At 60.6% G+C, this 17,599-nt stretch carries 17 protein-coding genes and 1 tRNA gene; 6 read left to right on the top strand and 12 right to left on the bottom strand.

All coding sequences use genetic code 11. From position 1 onward, the window contains the following. Window positions 1-33 precede the first annotated feature (33 nt). Both BHMPCIPO_RS06540 and arsC read left to right on the top strand, forming a co-directional pair. Window positions 34-1,014, top strand: coding sequence for a glycerophosphodiester phosphodiesterase family protein (locus tag BHMPCIPO_RS06540; RefSeq protein ID WP_173516005.1), 981 nt, complete (start codon window positions 34-36; stop codon window positions 1,012-1,014). 125 nt (window positions 1,015-1,139) lie between these two features. Next, the gene (gene arsC, locus BHMPCIPO_RS06535; RefSeq protein WP_173516004.1) at window positions 1,140-1,568 is read left to right on the top strand and encodes an arsenate reductase (glutaredoxin); all 429 of its coding nucleotides are present in this window, start codon (window positions 1,140-1,142) and stop codon (window positions 1,566-1,568) included. 179 nt (window positions 1,569-1,747) lie between these two features. On the opposite strand, the gene era is transcribed toward arsC, so the two are convergent. The 8 genes from era to rpoZ all read right to left on the bottom strand — a co-directional run bounded on the left by era (window position 1,748) and on the right by rpoZ (window position 8,667). Then, window positions 1,748-2,677 (bottom strand): GTPase Era, encoded by a 930-nt coding sequence (era, locus tag BHMPCIPO_RS06530; protein ID WP_173516003.1) that lies wholly within the window; start codon window positions 2,675-2,677, stop codon window positions 1,748-1,750. Between the two features lie 8 nt (window positions 2,678-2,685). After that, on the bottom strand, window positions 2,686-3,402 hold the full coding sequence (gene rnc / locus BHMPCIPO_RS06525; RefSeq protein WP_173516002.1) for a ribonuclease III: 717 nt from the start codon (window positions 3,400-3,402) through the stop codon (window positions 2,686-2,688). Further along, window positions 3,402-4,145, bottom strand: a complete 744-nt coding sequence (gene lepB / locus BHMPCIPO_RS06520; RefSeq protein ID WP_173516001.1) for a signal peptidase I — start codon at window positions 4,143-4,145, stop codon at window positions 3,402-3,404. Before lepB ends, rnc begins: the two co-directional genes overlap by 1 nt. Window positions 4,146-4,305: 160 nt before the next feature. Then, window positions 4,306-4,725: a holo-ACP synthase gene (gene acpS, locus BHMPCIPO_RS06515; protein WP_173516000.1), complete on the bottom strand. Its 420-nt coding sequence runs from the start codon at window positions 4,723-4,725 to the stop codon at window positions 4,306-4,308. Then, window positions 4,722-5,276, bottom strand: a complete 555-nt coding sequence (locus BHMPCIPO_RS06510; RefSeq protein ID WP_173515999.1) for a DUF2062 domain-containing protein — start codon at window positions 5,274-5,276, stop codon at window positions 4,722-4,724. The genes acpS and BHMPCIPO_RS06510 overlap by 4 nt, the downstream gene beginning before the upstream one ends. 191 nt (window positions 5,277-5,467) lie before the next feature. Then, window positions 5,468-5,617 carry a DUF3563 family protein gene (locus tag BHMPCIPO_RS06505; RefSeq protein ID WP_173515998.1) on the bottom strand — a complete coding sequence of 50 codons (150 nt, stop codon included), beginning with the start codon at window positions 5,615-5,617 and terminating at the stop codon, window positions 5,468-5,470. A 202-nt stretch (window positions 5,618-5,819) separates the two neighbouring features. Further along, on the bottom strand, window positions 5,820-8,045 hold the full coding sequence (locus BHMPCIPO_RS06500) for a RelA/SpoT family protein (RefSeq protein ID WP_173515997.1): 2,226 nt from the start codon (window positions 8,043-8,045) through the stop codon (window positions 5,820-5,822). A 214-nt stretch (window positions 8,046-8,259) separates the two neighbouring features. Further along, entirely contained in the window at window positions 8,260-8,667 is a 408-nt protein-coding gene (gene rpoZ / locus BHMPCIPO_RS06495; RefSeq protein ID WP_173515996.1) for a DNA-directed RNA polymerase subunit omega, read from the bottom strand. 467 nt (window positions 8,668-9,134) lie between these two features. On the opposite strand from rpoZ, the gene BHMPCIPO_RS06490 reads away from it, so the two are divergent. After that, entirely contained in the window at window positions 9,135-9,716 is a 582-nt protein-coding gene (locus tag BHMPCIPO_RS06490; RefSeq protein ID WP_057252816.1) for a LabA-like NYN domain-containing protein, read from the top strand. A 172-nt stretch (window positions 9,717-9,888) separates the two neighbouring features. On the opposite strand, the gene smpB is transcribed toward BHMPCIPO_RS06490, so the two are convergent. Further along, window positions 9,889-10,368 (bottom strand): SsrA-binding protein SmpB, encoded by a 480-nt coding sequence (gene smpB, locus BHMPCIPO_RS06485; protein WP_173515995.1) that lies wholly within the window; start codon window positions 10,366-10,368, stop codon window positions 9,889-9,891. Beyond that, on the bottom strand, window positions 10,368-11,252 hold the full coding sequence (dapA, locus tag BHMPCIPO_RS06480) for a 4-hydroxy-tetrahydrodipicolinate synthase (RefSeq protein ID WP_173515994.1): 885 nt from the start codon (window positions 11,250-11,252) through the stop codon (window positions 10,368-10,370). The genes smpB and dapA overlap by 1 nt, the downstream gene beginning before the upstream one ends. A 290-nt stretch (window positions 11,253-11,542) precedes the next feature. On the opposite strand from dapA, the gene BHMPCIPO_RS06475 reads away from it, so the two are divergent. The 3 genes from BHMPCIPO_RS06475 (at window position 11,543) to BHMPCIPO_RS06465 (ending at window position 15,325) form a co-directional block, all read left to right on the top strand. After that, the gene (locus BHMPCIPO_RS06475) at window positions 11,543-13,609 is read left to right on the top strand and encodes a lytic transglycosylase domain-containing protein (protein ID WP_173515993.1); all 2,067 of its coding nucleotides are present in this window, start codon (window positions 11,543-11,545) and stop codon (window positions 13,607-13,609) included. 116 nt (window positions 13,610-13,725) lie between these two features. Beyond that, window positions 13,726-14,208, top strand: coding sequence for a BA14K family protein (locus tag BHMPCIPO_RS06470; RefSeq protein ID WP_173515992.1), 483 nt, complete (start codon window positions 13,726-13,728; stop codon window positions 14,206-14,208). 208 nt (window positions 14,209-14,416) lie between these two features. Beyond that, the gene (locus tag BHMPCIPO_RS06465) at window positions 14,417-15,325 is read left to right on the top strand and encodes an alpha/beta fold hydrolase (protein ID WP_173515991.1); all 909 of its coding nucleotides are present in this window, start codon (window positions 14,417-14,419) and stop codon (window positions 15,323-15,325) included. Window positions 15,326-15,493: 168 nt separating this feature from the next. On the opposite strand, the gene BHMPCIPO_RS06460 is transcribed toward BHMPCIPO_RS06465, so the two are convergent. Both BHMPCIPO_RS06460 and BHMPCIPO_RS06455 read right to left on the bottom strand, forming a co-directional pair. Continuing rightward, window positions 15,494-16,543, bottom strand: coding sequence for a porin (locus BHMPCIPO_RS06460; protein ID WP_173515990.1), 1,050 nt, complete (start codon window positions 16,541-16,543; stop codon window positions 15,494-15,496). Window positions 16,544-17,396: 853 nt separating this feature from the next. Then, a tRNA-Ser gene (locus BHMPCIPO_RS06455) sits at window positions 17,397-17,486 on the bottom strand. Window positions 17,487-17,599 lie beyond the last annotated feature (113 nt).

Below are 17,599 nucleotides of genomic sequence, written 5' to 3'. Positions count from 1 at the left end.
TCGAGTAATCCCGACTTCAAGAGGAGAATCGGGATGAAGAAGGCCCTTGCCGCTATTGCGCTGTTTGCCGCCATTGTCTGGCTGATGAACACGTCGCTGTTTGTCACGCCGCCGCCGGGCGCGGCGAACCTGCTCGCACACCGAGGCGTCCATCAGACCTATCCAAAAACGAATGTCGGCAACGACACCTGCACGGCAACGATCATCGACACGCCGCGGCATCCCTATCTTGAAAACACGATCACCTCGATGCAGGCGGCCTTCGACGCCGGGGCTGACGTCGTCGAACTCGACGTGCATCTGACGCCGGACAAGCAATTCGCCGTATTCCACGACTGGACGCTCGATTGCCGGACCGAAGCCAAGGGCGTGACCGAAGAGACGCCGATGACGACGCTGAAGGGTCTCGATATCGGCTACGGCTATACGGCCGATGGCGGCAAGACGTTCCCCTTCCGCGGCAAGGGTGTCGGCCAGATGCCGACGCTGGACGAGGTCTTGACTTCCCTGCCCGACCGCAAGTTCCTCATCAACTTCAAGAGCCGGCGCGCCGAAGAAGGCGCGGCACTTGCAACGCTGATCGAAGCGCAGCCGCAATGGCGAGAGGCTGTGTTCGGAGTCTATGGCGGCGAGGAGCCGACGCGTGAGACGCTGAAGCAACTGGACGGCACGCGCGGCTATGACCGGACGTCGACGATGGCGTGCCTCACCCGGTATCTCGGTTACGGCTGGATGGGTCTCATGCCGGAGGCCTGCAAGAACACTCTCGTCGTCGTACCCGGCAACTATGCGCACTTCCTGTGGGGTTGGCCCGATCGCTTCTCCGAACGCATGAAAGCGGCCGGAAGCGAGATCATCCTGCTCGGCCCCTATCACGGCGGCGACTTCACCGCCGGGATCGATACGATGCAGGATCTGGAATTGGTCCCGCCGGGGTTTTCCGGCTACATCTGGACCAACCGGATCGAGGTGATTGGACCGGCACTGGGAAAGCGCCGGATCGCCGGCCGCTGAAAGAACTGTCGCACTATCCAGCGCGCCGCTTGCCGCTCGCCGGCATCGATCCTATGACTTCGAAAACAATCGTCCGGACCCGTCAGCAACGGCCGGCCCGTCTCGACTTCGCAGGAGGCAAGCTCATGGACGTCACGATCTACCACAATCCCGCCTGTGGCACCTCGCGCAATACGATGGCGATAATCCGCAACGCCGGCATAGAACCGACCGTGGTCGAGTATCTGCAGGCGCCGCCATCGCGGCAGGAACTCGAAAAGATGATCGCCGATGCCGGCCTGACGGTTCGTGACGTGATCCGCGAGAAAGGCACGCCTTATGGGGAACTCGGGCTCGCCGACCCGGCACTCAGCGACGATCGCCTGCTCGACGCGATGATGGAGCATCCGATCCTCATCAACCGTCCCTTCGTGGTGACGCCGATCGGCACGCGGCTTTGCCGCCCGTCCGAACTGGTGCTCGACATTCTGCCTGATACGCACAAGGGTCCGTTCTCGAAGGAGGACGGGGAGCCGGTTCTCGATGCAGAGGGAAAGCGGATTTCAGGCGCGTGATCTCGCTTTCGGCGGCCACTGTACAAGGCCTTGCTTCGGAATCGATTTAAGGACTTATGCCGCCGATCTGAACTGTCGCGGCAGCCTGCGTGCATCTCGACAGGCGTATGCCGCCACAATGCGGCGCCCGTCCTGTGCAGGCGCCAACGTCGTATTGCAGCGGGCCAGTGCGGCCAGGCCTATCGCGGAAATTCGAGGCCCATTTCGCGGAAGCGCTCGGGGTCGTCGCCCCAGTTCTCGCGCACCTTGACGAACAGGAAGAGGTGCACCGGCTGCTCGAGGATCTCGGAGATCTCCTTGCGCGATGCCGTCGAGATCGCCTTGATCGCGTCGCCACCCTTGCCGAGCGCGATCTTCTTCTGGCTTTCGCGCTCGACATAGATCACCTGTTCGATGCGCACCGAGCCATCCTTGCGCTCTTCCCACTTCTCGGTTTCGACATGCGAGGAATAGGGAAGCTCCTGGTGCAGCCGCAGGAACAGCTTTTCTCGGGTGATTTCGGCTGCAAGCTGGCGCATCGGCAGATCGGAAATCTGATCTTCCGGATAATACCAGGGGCCCTCGGGCAGAGCGGCCGCGAGATAGTCCATCATGTCGTCGCAGCCGGAACCGTTGAGCGCCGAGATCATGAAGGTGCGGTCGAACTTGATCGTCTCGTTGGCGGCGGCCGCCAGCTTCAAGAGGTCTTCGGGGCGCACCTGGTCGATCTTGTTCAGCACGAGGATCTTCGGCTGGTGCACTTCCTTGAGCCCCTCGAGGATCGTTTCCGCATCGCCCTTCAAGCCGCGTTCGCTATCGATCAGGAACATGATCACGTCCGCATCCTTGGCGCCGCCCCAGGCGGTGGTCACCATGGCACGGTCGAGCCGGCGGCGCGGCTTGAAGATGCCGGGCGTGTCCATGAAGACGATCTGGGCGTTGTCGTGGATGGCGATGCCGCGCACGATGGCGCGCGTCGTCTGGACCTTGTGGCTGACGATCGACACCTTGGCACCGACGAGGCGGTTGACCAGAGTCGACTTGCCTGCGTTGGTCGCGCCGATCAGCGCCACGAAACCCGAGCGGGTTGGCGCGCCCTCGGCGGCCGTATCTTTATCCATATCCGTCATTTTTTCCGTCAATTTCCGGCGGGGTTTTTCCGCCACACGCCTTCGCGTTCCAGCAATTTCATGGCGGCCACCTGCTCGGCGCCGCGCTTGGACCTATCGATCCCGGTCTCCGGCGCGATCCCCGAAATCTCCACGGTTACCGTGAAGCGGGGATCATGGTCCGGGCCGGAACGATCGTCCGTCCTGTAAGTCGGCGCGATGCCGAACTTGGCATGCGCCCATTCCTGCAATTCGGTCTTCGCATCGCGGCGGGCACCGTCGGCGCGGACTGCCCTGTCCTTCCAGTGGCGCAGCACGAAGCCGCGGGCAGCTTCAAGGCCGCCATCGAGATAGATGGCGGCGATGAGCGACTCTACCACATCGGCCCGCACATTCATCATCGCCTTGCCGGTAATCTTCTTGACGTCGGAGCCGGTGCGAATGAACTGGTGCAGTTCCATATCGTCGGCAACCTTGGCGCAGCTTTCGGCGCTGACGAGCTGGTTCAGCCGTACCGAGAGCTCGCCTTCGTTTGCGTCGCGAAACGTCTGGAACAGAAGCTCGGCAACACAGAGCCCCAGCACCCGGTCTCCCAGGAACTCCAGGCGCTGATAGTTGGAGCCCTTGGCGCTACGGGCGCTGGAATGGGTGAGCGCCCGGTCAAGGCGCTCCTTCTCCGCGAACTGATAGCCAATCACGGTTTCGAGCTTTGCCCGATCCTCCGCGCTCAGCGACCGCGACTTCATTATTCGACCGCCTTGAACAGACGATCGTAACGCAGGTTCGCCGGCCACTTCCAGATTTCGCGGAACGAGGTGTCGTTGCCGAGCGAGAAGAAGATCATGCTGGCGCGGCCAACCAGGTTCTCGGCCGGCACGAAGCCGACGTCGAAGCGGCTGTCGGCCGAGTTGTCGCGGTTGTCACCCATCATGAAATAGTGGCCTTCGGGCACGATGAATTCGCGGGTATTGTCGCCCCGCGAATCCGGGAACTGGTCGAGCGTGTCGTAGGATACGCCGTTGTCCATGCTTTCGCGATAGACCGGGACGTCTCCGCCCGTGTCGTACTGGTCGTCGGCGCGGAACGCACCATCCGGCACGCGATCGACCGGCTTGTCGTTGATGTAGAGGATGCTATTGCGCACCTGGACGCGATCACCCGGAAGACCGACGAGGCGCTTGATATAGTCGATGTCGGGGTTCGGCGGGAAGCGGAAGACGACGATATCACCGCGCTTCGGCTCGCTTGCGAAGATGCGGCCGGAGAAGAGATCGGGCGAGAGCGGCAGCGAATACTTGGAGAAGCCGTAGGCGAACTTGTTGACGAAGATGTAGTCGCCGACGAGCAGCGTCGGCATCATCGAGCCCGAGGGAATGGTGAAGGGCTGAAAGAGCACCGTACGGATGACGACCGCCAGGAGCAGCGCCTGGATAACGACCTTCACGTTTTCCCAGAGGCCGCTCTGCTTCGCTTCTGTCTTTTCTGCCACGCTTTTGTCTTCCTTTATCATGGCACGCCCTCACCGGGGCTTGCTCTCAACTTTCTTCTGCAGTTCTGATCCCACCTTCAAACTGCGTACAATGCGGTCTCATATGCTGCAGACTGCCTGCCCTTCAATCGCCCTGGACCGGGTTATCCAGCGGAATGCTCTAAACCGTTCCCTCAACCGGGGCAACGGGCAGCGCCTCGATAATCACGAAGGCCTGCGCCAGAGGAAAATCGTCGGTGATCGTCACGTGAATGGCCGCCCGGTGATGGGGCGGCAGCATCTGCACCAAACGCTCCGCCGCACCGCCAGTGAGGTTCATGGTCGGCTTGCCGCCGGGCAAATTGATGACGCCCATGTCCTTCCAGAAGACGCCCTGCGCCAGCCCCGTGCCCAGCGCCTTCGAACAGGCTTCCTTGGCCGCGAAACGCTTGGCGTAGGACGCAGCCCTGTTCTTCCGGCCTTCGGACTTGGCGATCTCGACATCGGTGAAACAGCGCTGCACGAAACGCTCGCCGAAACGGGAAAGCGAATTTTCGATCCGCCTGATATCAATCAGGTCGCTGCCTATGCCTATGATCATGAGAAGGGTCCGAAGTCTTTGGCGCGTGCCGGGCGTCGCTTCTGAAAAATGCGAGCCGCATGGTAAGCCGCAATATAGGAAGTCAGCGCGCCGGCAGCGGCCAGCGGCAGGGAGCCGATGAGCATCGGCTTGACCACCGGTCCCCAAAGGGCGGAAAGGTCGAGGTGCTCGACCATACGCATGACATCGGCACTGCTGGCGGCATGGGCGCTTTCCACGCCCAAAAGCGCGATACCGAGCTCATAGGACGCCGTCAGGATCATCGGGATCGTCACCGGATTGGCGAGCGCGGTGGTGATCGCGGCGGCAACCAGGTTGCCCGAGAAGACGAAGGCCAGGGCGACGGCTATGACGACGTGCAGGCCGAAGAACGGCGTGAATGACGATGCCACGCCAGCAGCCACGCCGACAGCGACGGAATGCGGCGTCGAAGCGAGCCGCAGGATACGCAAGGCGATATAGCGCGGGCCACGCCGAAAGCCCTTGCGTGGCCAAAGGAGCGCGCGGAGCCTTTCGGAAATCGTGACCGGTTTTCTACGTCTGAATAACATTCTGCCGTCATGACCGCATCTTGGATGCCGTGGCCCGGCACAAGACGGCGCGTCCGCCTGTTTGCTGGCCGCAAGATAGGCGTCATGCCCGTTGCTTGCAACCCGCCGGCGCGCCGCGCACGTGTCGCAGGCGAGCCATTCATCGAACGCATAGCTTCAGCATCCCGCCCACGAGACGGGACGCGATCGACTTAGTAGTAGCGGAACAGGCCGCGGTCGATCTGACGCTGACGGTATTCGAGATCGATACGATCGACCGAGTTGTTGAGATAGGCGAGCTCGCGCTCTTCCTGAGTGGGGACGCGCAGTGCGCGGGTGATCTTCTTCAACTGATTGAACATGGCAAACCTCTTTGTTTACCTCCCGAGACAGAAGATAGTTTAGAGGTCCCTTTCCCACCAGTTCCAGGAAAAGGCGGCAGCCATGCGTCTGCAGCATGCCTTGCCGTTTTGCCATGCATCTCCTGCCTGTTATTGAGGCATCCATGTGCAGAACTGCCCAGCAGCGGGCACGGCAGCGCTGCGGGCAGCCGTACCGACCGACTCACTCGAAGAGGCGTTTCACCATCGACACGCTCGGCAGTTCCTTGAGCTGCGCGATCAGGTGGTTGAGCTGACGCAGATCCCAGACCTCGAGGTCGAACTGCAGCTCGCTGAAGTCCGCCGCCACGCGGCCCATCGACAGTGAGCGGATATTGACGTCGCTGGTCGCGATCGCCTGCGCCACCTCAGCCAGCGTTCCGGGCTCGTTCAGGGCGCTGATCGCAATCCGCGCCATGAAGCGGCTGCTATTGGCCTCATCCAGATCCCAGCGCACATCGATCCAGCGCTCCGGTTCGTCATCGAATTTCTGCAGGATGGGCGACTGGATCGGATAGATGGTGATGCCCTTGTCCTTCTCCATGATGCCGACGATGCGATCGCCGGGAATGGCACCTGCGGGGCTGAAATGCACTTCGGCATTGCCGGAAAGGCCTCGAATTGGAAGCGCTTCCGGCCCTTCGACCTGGGCCGCGCCGTTCGCATCCTTGCCGCGCCCCGGCAGCTTGAACACCATGCCGGCGGCGCTGCGCATGTTGAACCAGCCATCGTCGGCGCTCGGCTTCACCGTCACGCGCTCGTCCTGATGGTCCGGGAACACGGCGCGCAGGACATCGAGAGAAGAAAGCTCGCCGCGACCGACGGCGGCGATCGCGTCCTCGACTTCCTTCTGACCGAGACGGTGCAGCGCCGGCTTCAGCGCTTCTCGCGAAAACGTCTTGTTGGCGCGCTCGAAGGTGCGCTCGAGAATGCGATAGCCGAGCCCGGCATATTGTTTGCGAATGGCGGCCCGCGTCGCGCGGCGGATCGCCGAACGCGCCTTGCCGGTCACGACGATCTCTTCCCATGCTGGCGGCGGCACCTGGATGCCCGAGCGGATGATCTCCACCTCGTCGCCATTGTTGAGGCGGGTGACCAGCGGCATGATGCGGCCGTTGATCTTGGCGCCGACGCAGGTATCGCCAATGTTGGTATGCACGGCGTAGGCGAAGTCGATCGGCGTCGCGCCGCGCGGCAGCGCGATGAGCTGTCCCTTGGGGGTGAAGCAGAATACCTGATCCTGGAACAGTTCGAGCTTGGTGTGCTCGAGGAATTCTTCGGGATTATCACCCTCCGCGAGGGATTCGATCGTGCGCCGCAGCCAGGAATAGGCGTTCGAGGTCGGCGACAGGGCGGTATCGTTCGAGTTCCCCTCCCCGTCCTTGTAGAGCGAATGGGCCGCGATGCCGTATTCGGCGATGTCGTTCATCCGCCGCGTGCGGATCTGCAGCTCGATGCGCTGGCGCGACGGACCGACGATCGTCGTGTGGATCGACTGGTAGTCGTTCTGCTTGGGCGTCGAGATATAGTCCTTGAACCGGCCTGGAACGACACGCCAGCGGGTGTGGACGATGCCGAGCGCCCGGTAGCAGGACGGGATGTCATCGACAATGATGCGGAAACCCCAGACGTCGGAAAGCTGCTCGAACGACAGCGACTTCGACTGCATCTTGCGGAACACCGAATAGGGCTTCTTCTGGCGCCCCTTGACCTGCGCAGCCTTCAGGCCCTCAGCCTGAAGGAGTTCCCGCAGTTCGTCCTCGATTTTCTTGATCAGACCTTCGTTGCGCTGGGAAAGCTCCTCCAGTCGCCGGGTGACCGTCTCGAAAGCCTCTGGATTGATGTGGCGGAACGAGAGATTTTCGAGTTCCTCGCGCATGTCCTGCATACCCATGCGGCCGGCGAGCGGCGCATAGATATCCATGGTTTCCTCGGAGATGCGGGCCCGCTTTTCCGCCGACATGTGGTCGAGCGTGCGCATGTTGTGCAGCCGATCGGCAAGCTTCACCAACAAAACGCGCACGTCATCCGAAATGGCCAGCAGCAGCTTGCGCAGGTTCTCGGCCTGCTTGGCCTTCTTGGTGACGAGATCGAGCTTCTTGATCTTCGTCAGCCCCTCGACGAGCGCACCGATGTCTTCGCCAAAGAGATCGTCGATCTCCTGGCGGGTCGCGGTCGTGTCTTCGATGGTATCGTGGAGCAGCGCGACCGCGATCGTCGACTCGTCGAGCCGCATTTCCGTCAGGATGGCCGCCACTTCCAAGGGATGAGAGATATAGGGATCGCCGCTTGCCCGCTTCTGCTGGCCATGCTTCTGCATCGCATAGACGTAGGCCTTGTTCAGCAAGGCTTCATTGGCGTCGGGCTTGTATTTTTGCACGCGCTCTACGAGCTCGTATTGGCGCATCATTCGCTGGCGGTCCTCTAGAGCGGGGTGATTTCAGGTCGGATCGACCTAAAATCATAAACGTGATCGTTTCTCACACGCCAGAGCGGAATGCGGGCGGAAAACCGCGGACACTTTCTTCATCCCGCTCTGGAAGAAATCAATAAAAAAGTGCGCCAATCATACGAGTGGCGCACTGCTTTGAAAACACGCGGGAACGGGCGTTCCGCGAAGGATCTCAGTAGTCGTCGCTCTTTTCCGGCGGCACGAGACCTTCGATGCCGGCCAACAGTTCCTCTTCCGACATGCGGTCGAACGTGATCGCTTCCGGCTGATCCTCATCTTCGGCAACCTCGGCGAACGTGGTCTCCGATTCCGACTGAAGCAGCGAAGCCGGATCGGGCTCGGGCTCGTCCACTTCAACATGCTTCTGCAGCGAGTGGATCAGATCTTCCTTGAGGTCGTCGGGAGAAAGCGTTTCATCGGCGATCTCGCGCAGCGCAACGACAGGGTTCTTGTCGTTGTCGCGGTCGATGGTGATGGCGGCACCCTGAGAGATCAGGCGCGCGCGGTGGCTGGCAAGCAGAACGAGTTCGAAACGGTTATCGACCTTGTCGATGCAATCTTCGACGGTGACGCGGGCCATTGCCTGTCCTTTTGGGCTCGAAGCGCGGCGGCATGGCCGCTGCACGGATTGACGACACGAAACCGGAAACAGCCGTCTAGCGACGGCCTCGTCGGCTCCGATTTCTGGAATTAGCCGCCCGGATACAATCAAAACAAGGCAAGTTCAAGTTTTTCCTTCAAGTGACGCTCACGTAACGTCACACTTCGTGATAAAATGCGATCCAAATGGGCTGGAAAACCTTACTCGCAAACACTTGGTTGCATTATAGGCCGCAACGCCAAAACGCCTGGTAGAAAAGGCATTCCAGGGATGTGGACGATCTATAGCAACTGCTAAAACTAGCTATATTCGCGAGCGCCCTGCTGGAATAATGCAATGCCTAGCCTACATTATTTGCAATATCAGCAATTATTAATGTAAACGACTTATTTTGCGTATCGGCCGGCAGCGGGCATTTGATGCGCCGGCATTGAAAAGGAAAGACGATGTTTGATCCCCGCGAAAAGATCGCACTTTTTATCGACGGCGCAAATCTCTACGCGGCATCGAAGAGCCTCGGCTTCGACATCGACTATCGCAAGCTGCTGAAAGCCTTTCAAAAACGCGGCTATCTGCTCCGCGCCTACTACTACACAGCGCTCATCGAAGATCAGGAATATTCTTCAATTCGCCCGCTGATCGACTGGCTAGACTACAACGGTTACAAGGTCGTGACGAAGCCGGCCAAGGAATTCACCGACTCGCTCGGTCGCCGGAAGATCAAAGGCAATATGGACATCGAACTCGCGATCGATGCAATGGAGCAGTCCGAGACCGTCGATCACCTTGTCATCTTCTCCGGTGACGGCGACTTCACCACGCTCGTCGAAGCGCTGCAGCGCAAGGGCCGCAAGGTCTCGGTCGTCTCGACGATGTCGACCCAGCCGCCGATGATCGCCGACGACCTGCGGCGCCAGGCGGACCACTTCATCGACCTCGCGACGCTGCGGGCGGAGATCGGCCGCGAGCCTTCCGAACGTACCCCGCGGCATACGGCCGAACCGGTGGCCGACCCCGTCGAAATCTAAAACGGCGACAATCAGCGAAACGCTTTCAAGCTAGAGCTCGAAGGGCGGTGCAACACTTTGGGCAGGCAATGGCGGCGCGTGTCGCGCGAGCCTCGAACTCTATCGGCCAAGAACGTTCGGTCTGGTCTTGTTCGTTGGGCATGACCGGTGGCGACCAGGCGGACCGGATCGCTTAGCCACGATCCTTCAGCAGGCGGCTTTTCTGCCGGTTCCAATCGCGCTCTTTCGAGCTCTCGCGCTTGTCGTGAAGCTTCTTGCCCTTGCCGAGCGCCAGCTCGAGCTTGGCCCGGCCGCGCTCGTTGAAATAGATGCGCAGCGGGATCAACGACATGCCCTCCCGGTTGACCGCGCCCTGCAGACGATTGACCTCGCGCTTCGACAGAAGCAGCTTCCGCCGCCGCCGCGTTTCATGGTTGAAGCGGTTCGCCTGAAGATACTCCGGCAGATAGGAGTTGATCAGCCAGATCTCGCCGCCTTCGTCCGTCGCATAGGATTCAGCAATGTTGGCCTTGCCCTCGCGCAACGACTTGACCTCGGTGCCGGTCAGAACCAGACCGGCCTCATAGGTGTCGACGATCTCGTAGTTGAAGCGGGCCTTTCGGTTTTCCGCCACGACTTTTTTGACCGTGCGCTGGCTTCCTTTGGGCGCCATCAGTTCATCAATCCTGCATGCCTCAGTGCCGCGTCGATCGCTGCCTCGGTTGCCGGCTCCAGCGTCGACAACAGCGGCGAGCGCACGGTGCGGCTCATCCGGCCAAGGCGGTTCAGAGCATATTTCGCACCGCAGAGACCCGGCTCCATGAAGATCGCCTTGTGCAGCGGCATCAGCTTATCCTGGTAGGCGAGCGCCTTGGCGAATTCGCCGGCAAGCGTTGCCTCCTGGAACTCGGCGCAAAGGCGTGGAGCCACGTTGGCCGTGACCGAGATGCAGCCGACACCACCATGGGCGTTGAAGCCGAGCGCAGTCGCGTCCTCACCGGAAAGCTGCACGAACTCCGGGCCGCAGGCCATGCGCTGCTCGGATACGCGCTCGATCTTGCCGGTCGCATCCTTGACGCCGATGATGTTCGCATAGGCCTTGCTGAGCGCCGCCATCGTCTCGACGCTCATATCCACGACCGAACGGCCGGGAATGTTGTAGATGATGATCGGCAGCTTCACGCTCTCGGCGATCGCCGCATAATGCGCGAAGAGGCCCTTCTGCGTCGGCTTGTTGTAATAGGGCGTGACAACGAGGATCGCGTCGGCACCGGCCTTTTCGGCATGCTGGGCGAGCTCGATCGCTTCCGTCGTGTTGTTGGAGCCGGCGCCGGCAATCACCGGCACCCGCTTGGCGGCCGCCTCGATGCAGAGTTCGACGACTTTCTTGTGCTCGTCATGGGAAAGGGTCGGAGACTCGCCGGTGGTGCCGACCGGCACGAGACCATGGCTGCCTTCTTTTATCTGCCATTCCACATGCGCGACGAAACCATCCACATCCACCGCGCCGGTCGCGGTGAACGGTGTTACGAGAGCGGGAATGGAACCCTTGAACATGCACAACTCCTGACGGCACAAAGGTGCAAAATGCACTCATGCTTTGGCCGTAATCGACGGTTAAAAAACTGCCGCACCATAATCATGTGAGGGGGCTGCGGCAAGCGTCGTGACACGGCATTTCACGCCGGTTTTCGTGCAAAAGCTTGACGTTCGGCCCGCATAATGGTCCCGCTCAGCCACAGGCTTGGGCGACAAGGTACGATTGCCATGATCAATATTGGCCGCTAGTCTTGCCTCAGACAATCCGGCGGCAGTTGAATGTGAGACACGGGGAACACAGCCTCTTGATGCGCGGATCAATTTTCCTGCCCGCCGCCACCATCATCGGCGCTGCGCTGCTTATATCGCCAGCGCTTGGTTCCGAAACGCCGGGACGAATACCGGTCCCGACGCATAGACCCGACAAATCTGGCAAGGCTGCTCAAGTTGCTGCCGACGAGACCACCAATGCCATTCCGGCAATCGCTGCGCCGATCGACAGCGATCTGAAGGCGGGACTCGACGCCCTCTCCAACCGGCAGCCCGCGGCCGCGATTGCCGTGCGCAACGCCATGAGCCGCGACGCGCTCGACCGTCACATCCTGACCTGGGCGATTGCAGTTTCCGGCCAGCGCGGCATTCCTTCCTATGAGATTGCCGATGCCCAGCGCGAACTACAGGGTTGGCCCGGCTTGAAATCCCTGCGCGCCAATTCGGAGCGGGCGCTCTATCGCGAAAACCCGCCGGCACCCGACGTCCTCGCCGCCTTTGGCAACACACAGCCCGAGACAACCGAGGGAACCCTCATCCTTGCTCGCGCGCTCGTCGCCCGGGGACAAACGGATGCGGCGGCGAAATGGTTGCGCGGAATTTGGCAACGGGACGCGCTCGACAAGGACATGGAGACCCGGATCCTGGCGGAGTTTTCCGGCCTGTTGACGCCCACCGATCACCAGCGACGCATGGCCATGCTCCTCTATCGCAACCGTGTCGAACAAGCCGAACGGTTTGGTGACCTCGGCAAGGCGCAGTCGCTCTATCGCGCCTGGGCAGCGGTCAGCCGCGGCAGTGACAAGGCAGAGGCACTGATCGCGGCGGTCGACCCTTCCTGGCGCAAGGATCCCGCCTATCTTTTCATTCAGATCGAGCTCCTGCGCAAACAGAAGAAATACGAGGAAGCAGCCAAGTTGCTTGCCCGTATGCCGAAGGACAGAGGGGCGCTCATCAACCCCGGCGAATGGTGGGTCGAACAACGCGTGGTCAGCCGGGGCCTGCTTGACGCGGGTGACTTCAAGGGCGCCTACCGGATCGCAGCCGGTCATCTGGCAACGGATGCGACCGATGTCGTCGATGCCGAATTCCATGCGGGCTGGTATGCGCTTCGCGGCATGGAAGATCCGGCGACCGCCGCTCGCCATTTTCGCCGTATCCTCGAGGTCTCCAACCGCCCGCTTTCCGCTTCGCGCGCCTGGTACTGGCTGGGCCGATCGGCCGAGGCGGGCGGACCGGGCAATGCCAGCGAGTGCTTCGCCAATGCGGCACGCTACCCCGGAACATTCTATGGGCAACTGGCCGCCGCCCGACTTGGCCGCAAGACCCTGAACGTCACCTACCCCGCTCCGACGGCAGATGATCAAACAAGATTTGAAAATCGTGAAGCGGTGCGTGCAATCACCCGGCTTGAAGGCGCCGGCCACGCCTGGCGCGCCGACAGTATCTACCGTGCGCTTGCCGAGGAACTGAGCAGTCCCGGCGAACTCGCGCTGCTTTCGGCGCGGGCAGAGAAGGCCCGCAACCATCAGCTTTCGCTCCAGATCGGCAAGATTGCATTCGGACGTGGCATCGATGTCGCCGCCCTCGCCTTCCCGGTCGGCGTGATCCCTTCGACCGCCAATATCGACGGCTCCGGCAAGGCGCTGGCCTATGCCATCGCGCGACAGGAAAGCGCCTTCAACCCTGCAGCCATCTCGACGGCCAATGCCCGCGGCCTGCTGCAACTGATGCCGGGAACCGCCAAGAGCGTCGCCAGCCGCTATGGCCTTGCCTATTCGCAGGATAAGCTGACCAGCGACGCCGGCTACAACGCCACGCTTGGCGCCCACTATCTCGGGGAACAGATCAGCAGCTTCGCCGGCTCCTACATTCTGACCTTCATTGCCTACAACGCCGGTCCGCGCCGGGTTCCGGAATGGCTCGGCCGCTACGGTGATCCGCGCGGCAAGCCGATCGACGAAGTCGTCGACTGGATCGAGCGCATCCCCTTCCAGGAGACGCGGAACTATGTGCAGCGGGTCATGGAAAATTATCAGGTCTACAAGTCGAGGCTCGGCCAGACGGCCGACATCGTCGAAGATCTGAGAATGGGGCGGCAATAGTTTGAGTTCAGATGCCGCGATCAAGCAATTGTGATAGACGCTGCCGGCACAAACGACGATTTCAGCCATTTCCTTCCTGAAGGTCCGATCTTTCCTGAAGGAAAATGGTGAGCGCGATGAAGACATTGACAATGATTGCCCTGTCGTTGGCGACGGCGATGAGCAGTGTCCCGCCAGCCGAAGCCTTCCCCACCGCTCCGCAGGTTGCCTCTCAGTCGACCGACGTCCAGAAGGTGCAGTTCCCATACGAGCGCGGCGAGGCGCGCAAGAATCGCCCCAGTTGCCCGTTCCCCTATTGCGAACGCGGCGGCCGGCGCGGCTATTATCGTGATTGGGATCGACACGGATACTATCGGGACGGCTATTATCGCGACCGTTATCGCCGATACTATCGCCACCACGATAATGATTTCGGCGCATTTTTCGGTGGTCTCGCCGCGGGTGCGATCGTCGGCGGTTTGTTGAGTCAGCCGAGATATTATAACGGTGGCAGCGCCCATACGCGCTGGTGCTACGCACGCTATCGGTCCTATCGAGCCTGGGACAATACCTATCAGCCCTATGGCGGCCCAAGGCGTCAGTGCTATTCGCCCTACTGACAAGGCATGATGCCTAATGACCAGCCATCGGTCCTGTGAGAGCGATGGTTTCCTTGCCGAAGTATCACGATGAATCGCCGCGGTAGCTCCCCGAGGTGTGATTGGCGACCGCACGCCCTGTGGCGCTCGCCAGAATGCTCTCCGACATCACCGCTTGCCCTTTCCCCTTCAACGGCTACGATCCGACCGGTTTTGAAGGAGACTGAGGATGGATCAAGGCGCGTTTCGCGAACACCGCTTCTGCGGGACCGGCGGCTTGCAACTCTACGCACGGACCTACGGTCCCGAGCCTCGGCCGTCAAAGGCGATACCAGTCGTCTGCCTGCCGGGGCTTACGCGCAACAGCCGCGATTTTCACGAACTCGCCACCTTTGTCGCATCCTCGCCCGGGGGCGGACATCCCGTGGTCTCCCTCGACTATCGGGGCCGCGGCAACTCGGAGCGAGACGGCGACAAGAGCCATTATGCGATTGCAATCGAAATCTCCGACGTCATCGCCGCCTGCGCCCATTTTGCTATCGATAAAGCCATATTCATCGGCACGTCCCGCGGGGGACTGATCCTGCACCGCTTGATCGGTGACGCGCCCGGCTTGATCGAAGGCGCTATTCTCAACGACATCGGACCGGTGGTCGAAATTGGGGGATTGATGGCCATCCGGGACTATCTCAACAGGGCAACCGGACCGGTAAGTTGGACGGCAGCGCCCGACTATCTGAAGGCCCTGCATGGGGACGATTTCCCGATCCTTCGCGATTCCGATTGGCAGCAGATGGCAAGGGCGATCTATCGGGATGAAGGCGGCGTGCCTGTCGCCGATTTTGACTCGGCAATCGGACAGCAATTGCTGGGCCTGACGGCTGAAACGCCGTTACCCGATCTCTGGCCCCAGTTCGATGCCATGGCAGAGGTCCCGCTCATGGTTATCAGGGGTGAGCACTCACGGCTCCTCTCGCAAGCAACGATCAGGGAAATGCGTAACCGGCATCCGGGAATGGTAGAATTCACCGCGCTAGGCCAGGGGCATGCGCCATTGCTGCATCTCGACGGCCCTCGAGAAGCGGTTTCCGCCTTTCTCGACGGCATTTGTGGCAGCGCCAAACCGCGCTCGACCTAAGCGGCGCCCCAGCACGCGCTGACGATCGAATTTCATGACATTGGCGTGCATCCGTTGGAGATCCGCCGAGGATTGACTGAGACGACCACCCCATTGCGACGCTTCGAGACAACGAAAAAGCCCGGCTCGAAAGCCGGGCTTCTCTCTTCTGACCAAAGTCAGGCGATCTTAGAAGTCGCGCTGCAGGCGGACGAAGCCGAATACCTGGTCGTCAGCGTCGTCAGCATCTTCGTACTGAACCGAAACGCGGGTCGCCAGACCTTCGGTGATCTTGTAGTCAACCGTTACACCAGCGCGCCATGCGTCGTCGTTGCCGAAGTCAACCAGCGAGGTCTGCAGGTTGTCGAAGTACTGAACGCCGGGGGTGATAGCGAGCTTTTCGGTGGCGTTCCAGCGGTACGAAGCTGCAACGGTCCACTCGGAAGCAGCCCAGTAAGCGTTCGGGTTCGAAGCCCAGATACCAGCGAGCTGGAAGACACCCGGACCGAGGTCAGCCGATAGCAAGCCGCGGATCGCGCCTTCTTCGAGTTCAGAGTCGTAACCGCCGAGCAGGTCGAAGGAAACGCCGCCGACCGAGGCCGAAACGATACCAGAAACGCCGATGCCGTTAGCCTTCGTCGTAGCGCCTTCGAGTTCGTCGATCGAAAGACCAGCCTGGAACGAACCGCCGTCATAGAGGTAGGCGACCGAGTTGAACTCGGTGACGTTGCCGAGCGAGTCGGTTTCGCCGTTCAGGCCCTTATCCCACCAGTTGTAGAAGAAACCAGCCTTGAGGCCGCCGAGCTGGATGTAGGCTTCATCGACGTCGATGAAGCTGTCGCCCTCGTCGGTGTCGTTGTCGGCGTTGAATTCAGCAGCGAAGAAGCCGGTGAGCGTGCCGTACTCGGTGTCGCTCTTGGCATCGAACGAGATGTAAGCGCGCGAGAAGGCATCCCAGTCCGACGTGGAAGCGTCGGTGCCGGTGATCGGATCAAAACCTTCGCGGTAACGGCTGTCAGCAGCATCACGACCAAACGAGGTCTGGAAACGGATGAAGCCGCCGATCTTGAGGCAGGTTTCGGTGCCCGGGATGTAGAAGTAGCCGGTGCCGAAAGCGTCGCAAACGCGAACGTATTCCATGGGCTCCGGCTCGGCTGCGACGATTGCGTCGGCTGCCTGTGCGCCGGAGACTGCTGCGAGAGCAGCAGCGGAGCCGAGAAGAAGGCTCTTGATGTTCATTTCTGACCTCCAGTCAAAAGTTTCAAACGGGTCTGGGTATTTTGCTGAAGGACAGCTTTCCCTGCCCCATCCCCAACGTTCAAGAAGTCGGACGATCAACCGCCCTTGCTTCCGGAGTTGAAAATACAAGACCGGATCATCGGCGCAACGTCCAACTAGCGAGATCACGTGCTTTGCATCGCCCTTCGCCGAACCCTGTTGCTGAAACGACACAAAATCGCCGCAGACCCCTTGAGAAAATTAACAAACCATTAAGAAAACCCTTTGCTGGCAGGGGTTTAGCATAAGGCGCGCACGCCCGGCCTGTTTCAGAAAGAGGCAGAAAGCTGCCCAAAATGGGGGAAAGCGCGGCCACAAATGCCGACTCCACCTCGGCGGCGAACGGCTAAAACAGCAATCTCTCCAGGAAACGAGAACGGGACGGACGGTTCGAGACCGAAAGAATCATCAGAATCAATGCCGAGATTCGCAAACGAAACGCATCCTTGATTCTGACCCAGCGAGAATCGCGGCCGCCGACCGCAGGAAAGAAGACGTCAATGGGCGAACAAACCGACAGAGATCTCGAAAAGAGTTGATGCGCGCACGAGAGAGGGGAGAGAGTCGACGGTCTGACCGACTTGCCGGAAAGCCCGGTGGCGTTGCGCCAAACAATTTGCGGATCTTGGGATGCGCCGACGGATCGGTTCCCGCACTCGGTTCGCTGCGCCATCCCAAGTTGGCGGGAGCCATCATTACTGTCTTTACGGAAGCAAGGTATCGCAAACCATCGACAATCCGTCCGGCACGAGATTGTCACCCATGTCTTAGGTACGTTCTGTTACCTATGTCTCCGGGCCGGACAAGAAAGGGATGGCGGAGAAGAAGGGATTCGAACCCTCGATACCGTTTCCGGTATACTCCCTTAGCAGGGGAGCGCCTTCGACCACTCGGCCACCTCTCCGTTAGCGCCTGACTAGTGTCACTCAACGGCCAATGCAAGATTTTTTTGTCGTTTTCCGGCAATTCCCCTCATTTTCCGCGTGGGCCTGCCCGGCAAGAAGCAAGCGTGCGCGT

The sequence above is a fragment of the Ensifer sesbaniae genome (genome assembly GCF_013283665.1).
Lineage (GTDB): Bacteria > Pseudomonadota > Alphaproteobacteria > Rhizobiales > Rhizobiaceae > Ensifer > Ensifer sesbaniae.
This window is presented reverse-complemented; position numbering and strand designations above follow the sequence as displayed.

Coding starts and splice junctions, on each gene's coding strand:
- BHMPCIPO_RS06505 (WP_173515998.1), bottom strand. CDS start 5,617: ATGTTCAATCAGTTGAAGAAGATCACCCGCGCACTGCGCGTCCCCACT.
- BHMPCIPO_RS06540 (WP_173516005.1), top strand. CDS start 34: ATGAAGAAGGCCCTTGCCGCTATTGCGCTGTTTGCCGCCATTGTCTGG.
- BHMPCIPO_RS06475 (WP_173515993.1), top strand. CDS start 11,543: ATGCGCGGATCAATTTTCCTGCCCGCCGCCACCATCATCGGCGCTGCG.
- rpoZ (WP_173515996.1), bottom strand. CDS start 8,667: ATGGCCCGCGTCACCGTCGAAGATTGCATCGACAAGGTCGATAACCGT.
- smpB (WP_173515995.1), bottom strand. CDS start 10,368: ATGGCGCCCAAAGGAAGCCAGCGCACGGTCAAAAAAGTCGTGGCGGAA.
- BHMPCIPO_RS06465 (WP_173515991.1), top strand. CDS start 14,417: ATGGATCAAGGCGCGTTTCGCGAACACCGCTTCTGCGGGACCGGCGGC.
- acpS (WP_173516000.1), bottom strand. CDS start 4,725: ATGATCATAGGCATAGGCAGCGACCTGATTGATATCAGGCGGATCGAA.
- BHMPCIPO_RS06460 (WP_173515990.1), bottom strand. CDS start 16,543: ATGAACATCAAGAGCCTTCTTCTCGGCTCCGCTGCTGCTCTCGCAGCA.
- BHMPCIPO_RS06470 (WP_173515992.1), top strand. CDS start 13,726: ATGAAGACATTGACAATGATTGCCCTGTCGTTGGCGACGGCGATGAGC.
- dapA (WP_173515994.1), bottom strand. CDS start 11,252: ATGTTCAAGGGTTCCATTCCCGCTCTCGTAACACCGTTCACCGCGACC.
- arsC (WP_173516004.1), top strand. CDS start 1,140: ATGGACGTCACGATCTACCACAATCCCGCCTGTGGCACCTCGCGCAAT.
- era (WP_173516003.1), bottom strand. CDS start 2,677: ATGACGGATATGGATAAAGATACGGCCGCCGAGGGCGCGCCAACCCGC.
- rnc (WP_173516002.1), bottom strand. CDS start 3,402: ATGAAGTCGCGGTCGCTGAGCGCGGAGGATCGGGCAAAGCTCGAAACC.
- BHMPCIPO_RS06490 (WP_057252816.1), top strand. CDS start 9,135: ATGTTTGATCCCCGCGAAAAGATCGCACTTTTTATCGACGGCGCAAAT.
- BHMPCIPO_RS06510 (WP_173515999.1), bottom strand. CDS start 5,276: ATGTTATTCAGACGTAGAAAACCGGTCACGATTTCCGAAAGGCTCCGC.
- BHMPCIPO_RS06500 (WP_173515997.1), bottom strand. CDS start 8,045: ATGATGCGCCAATACGAGCTCGTAGAGCGCGTGCAAAAATACAAGCCC.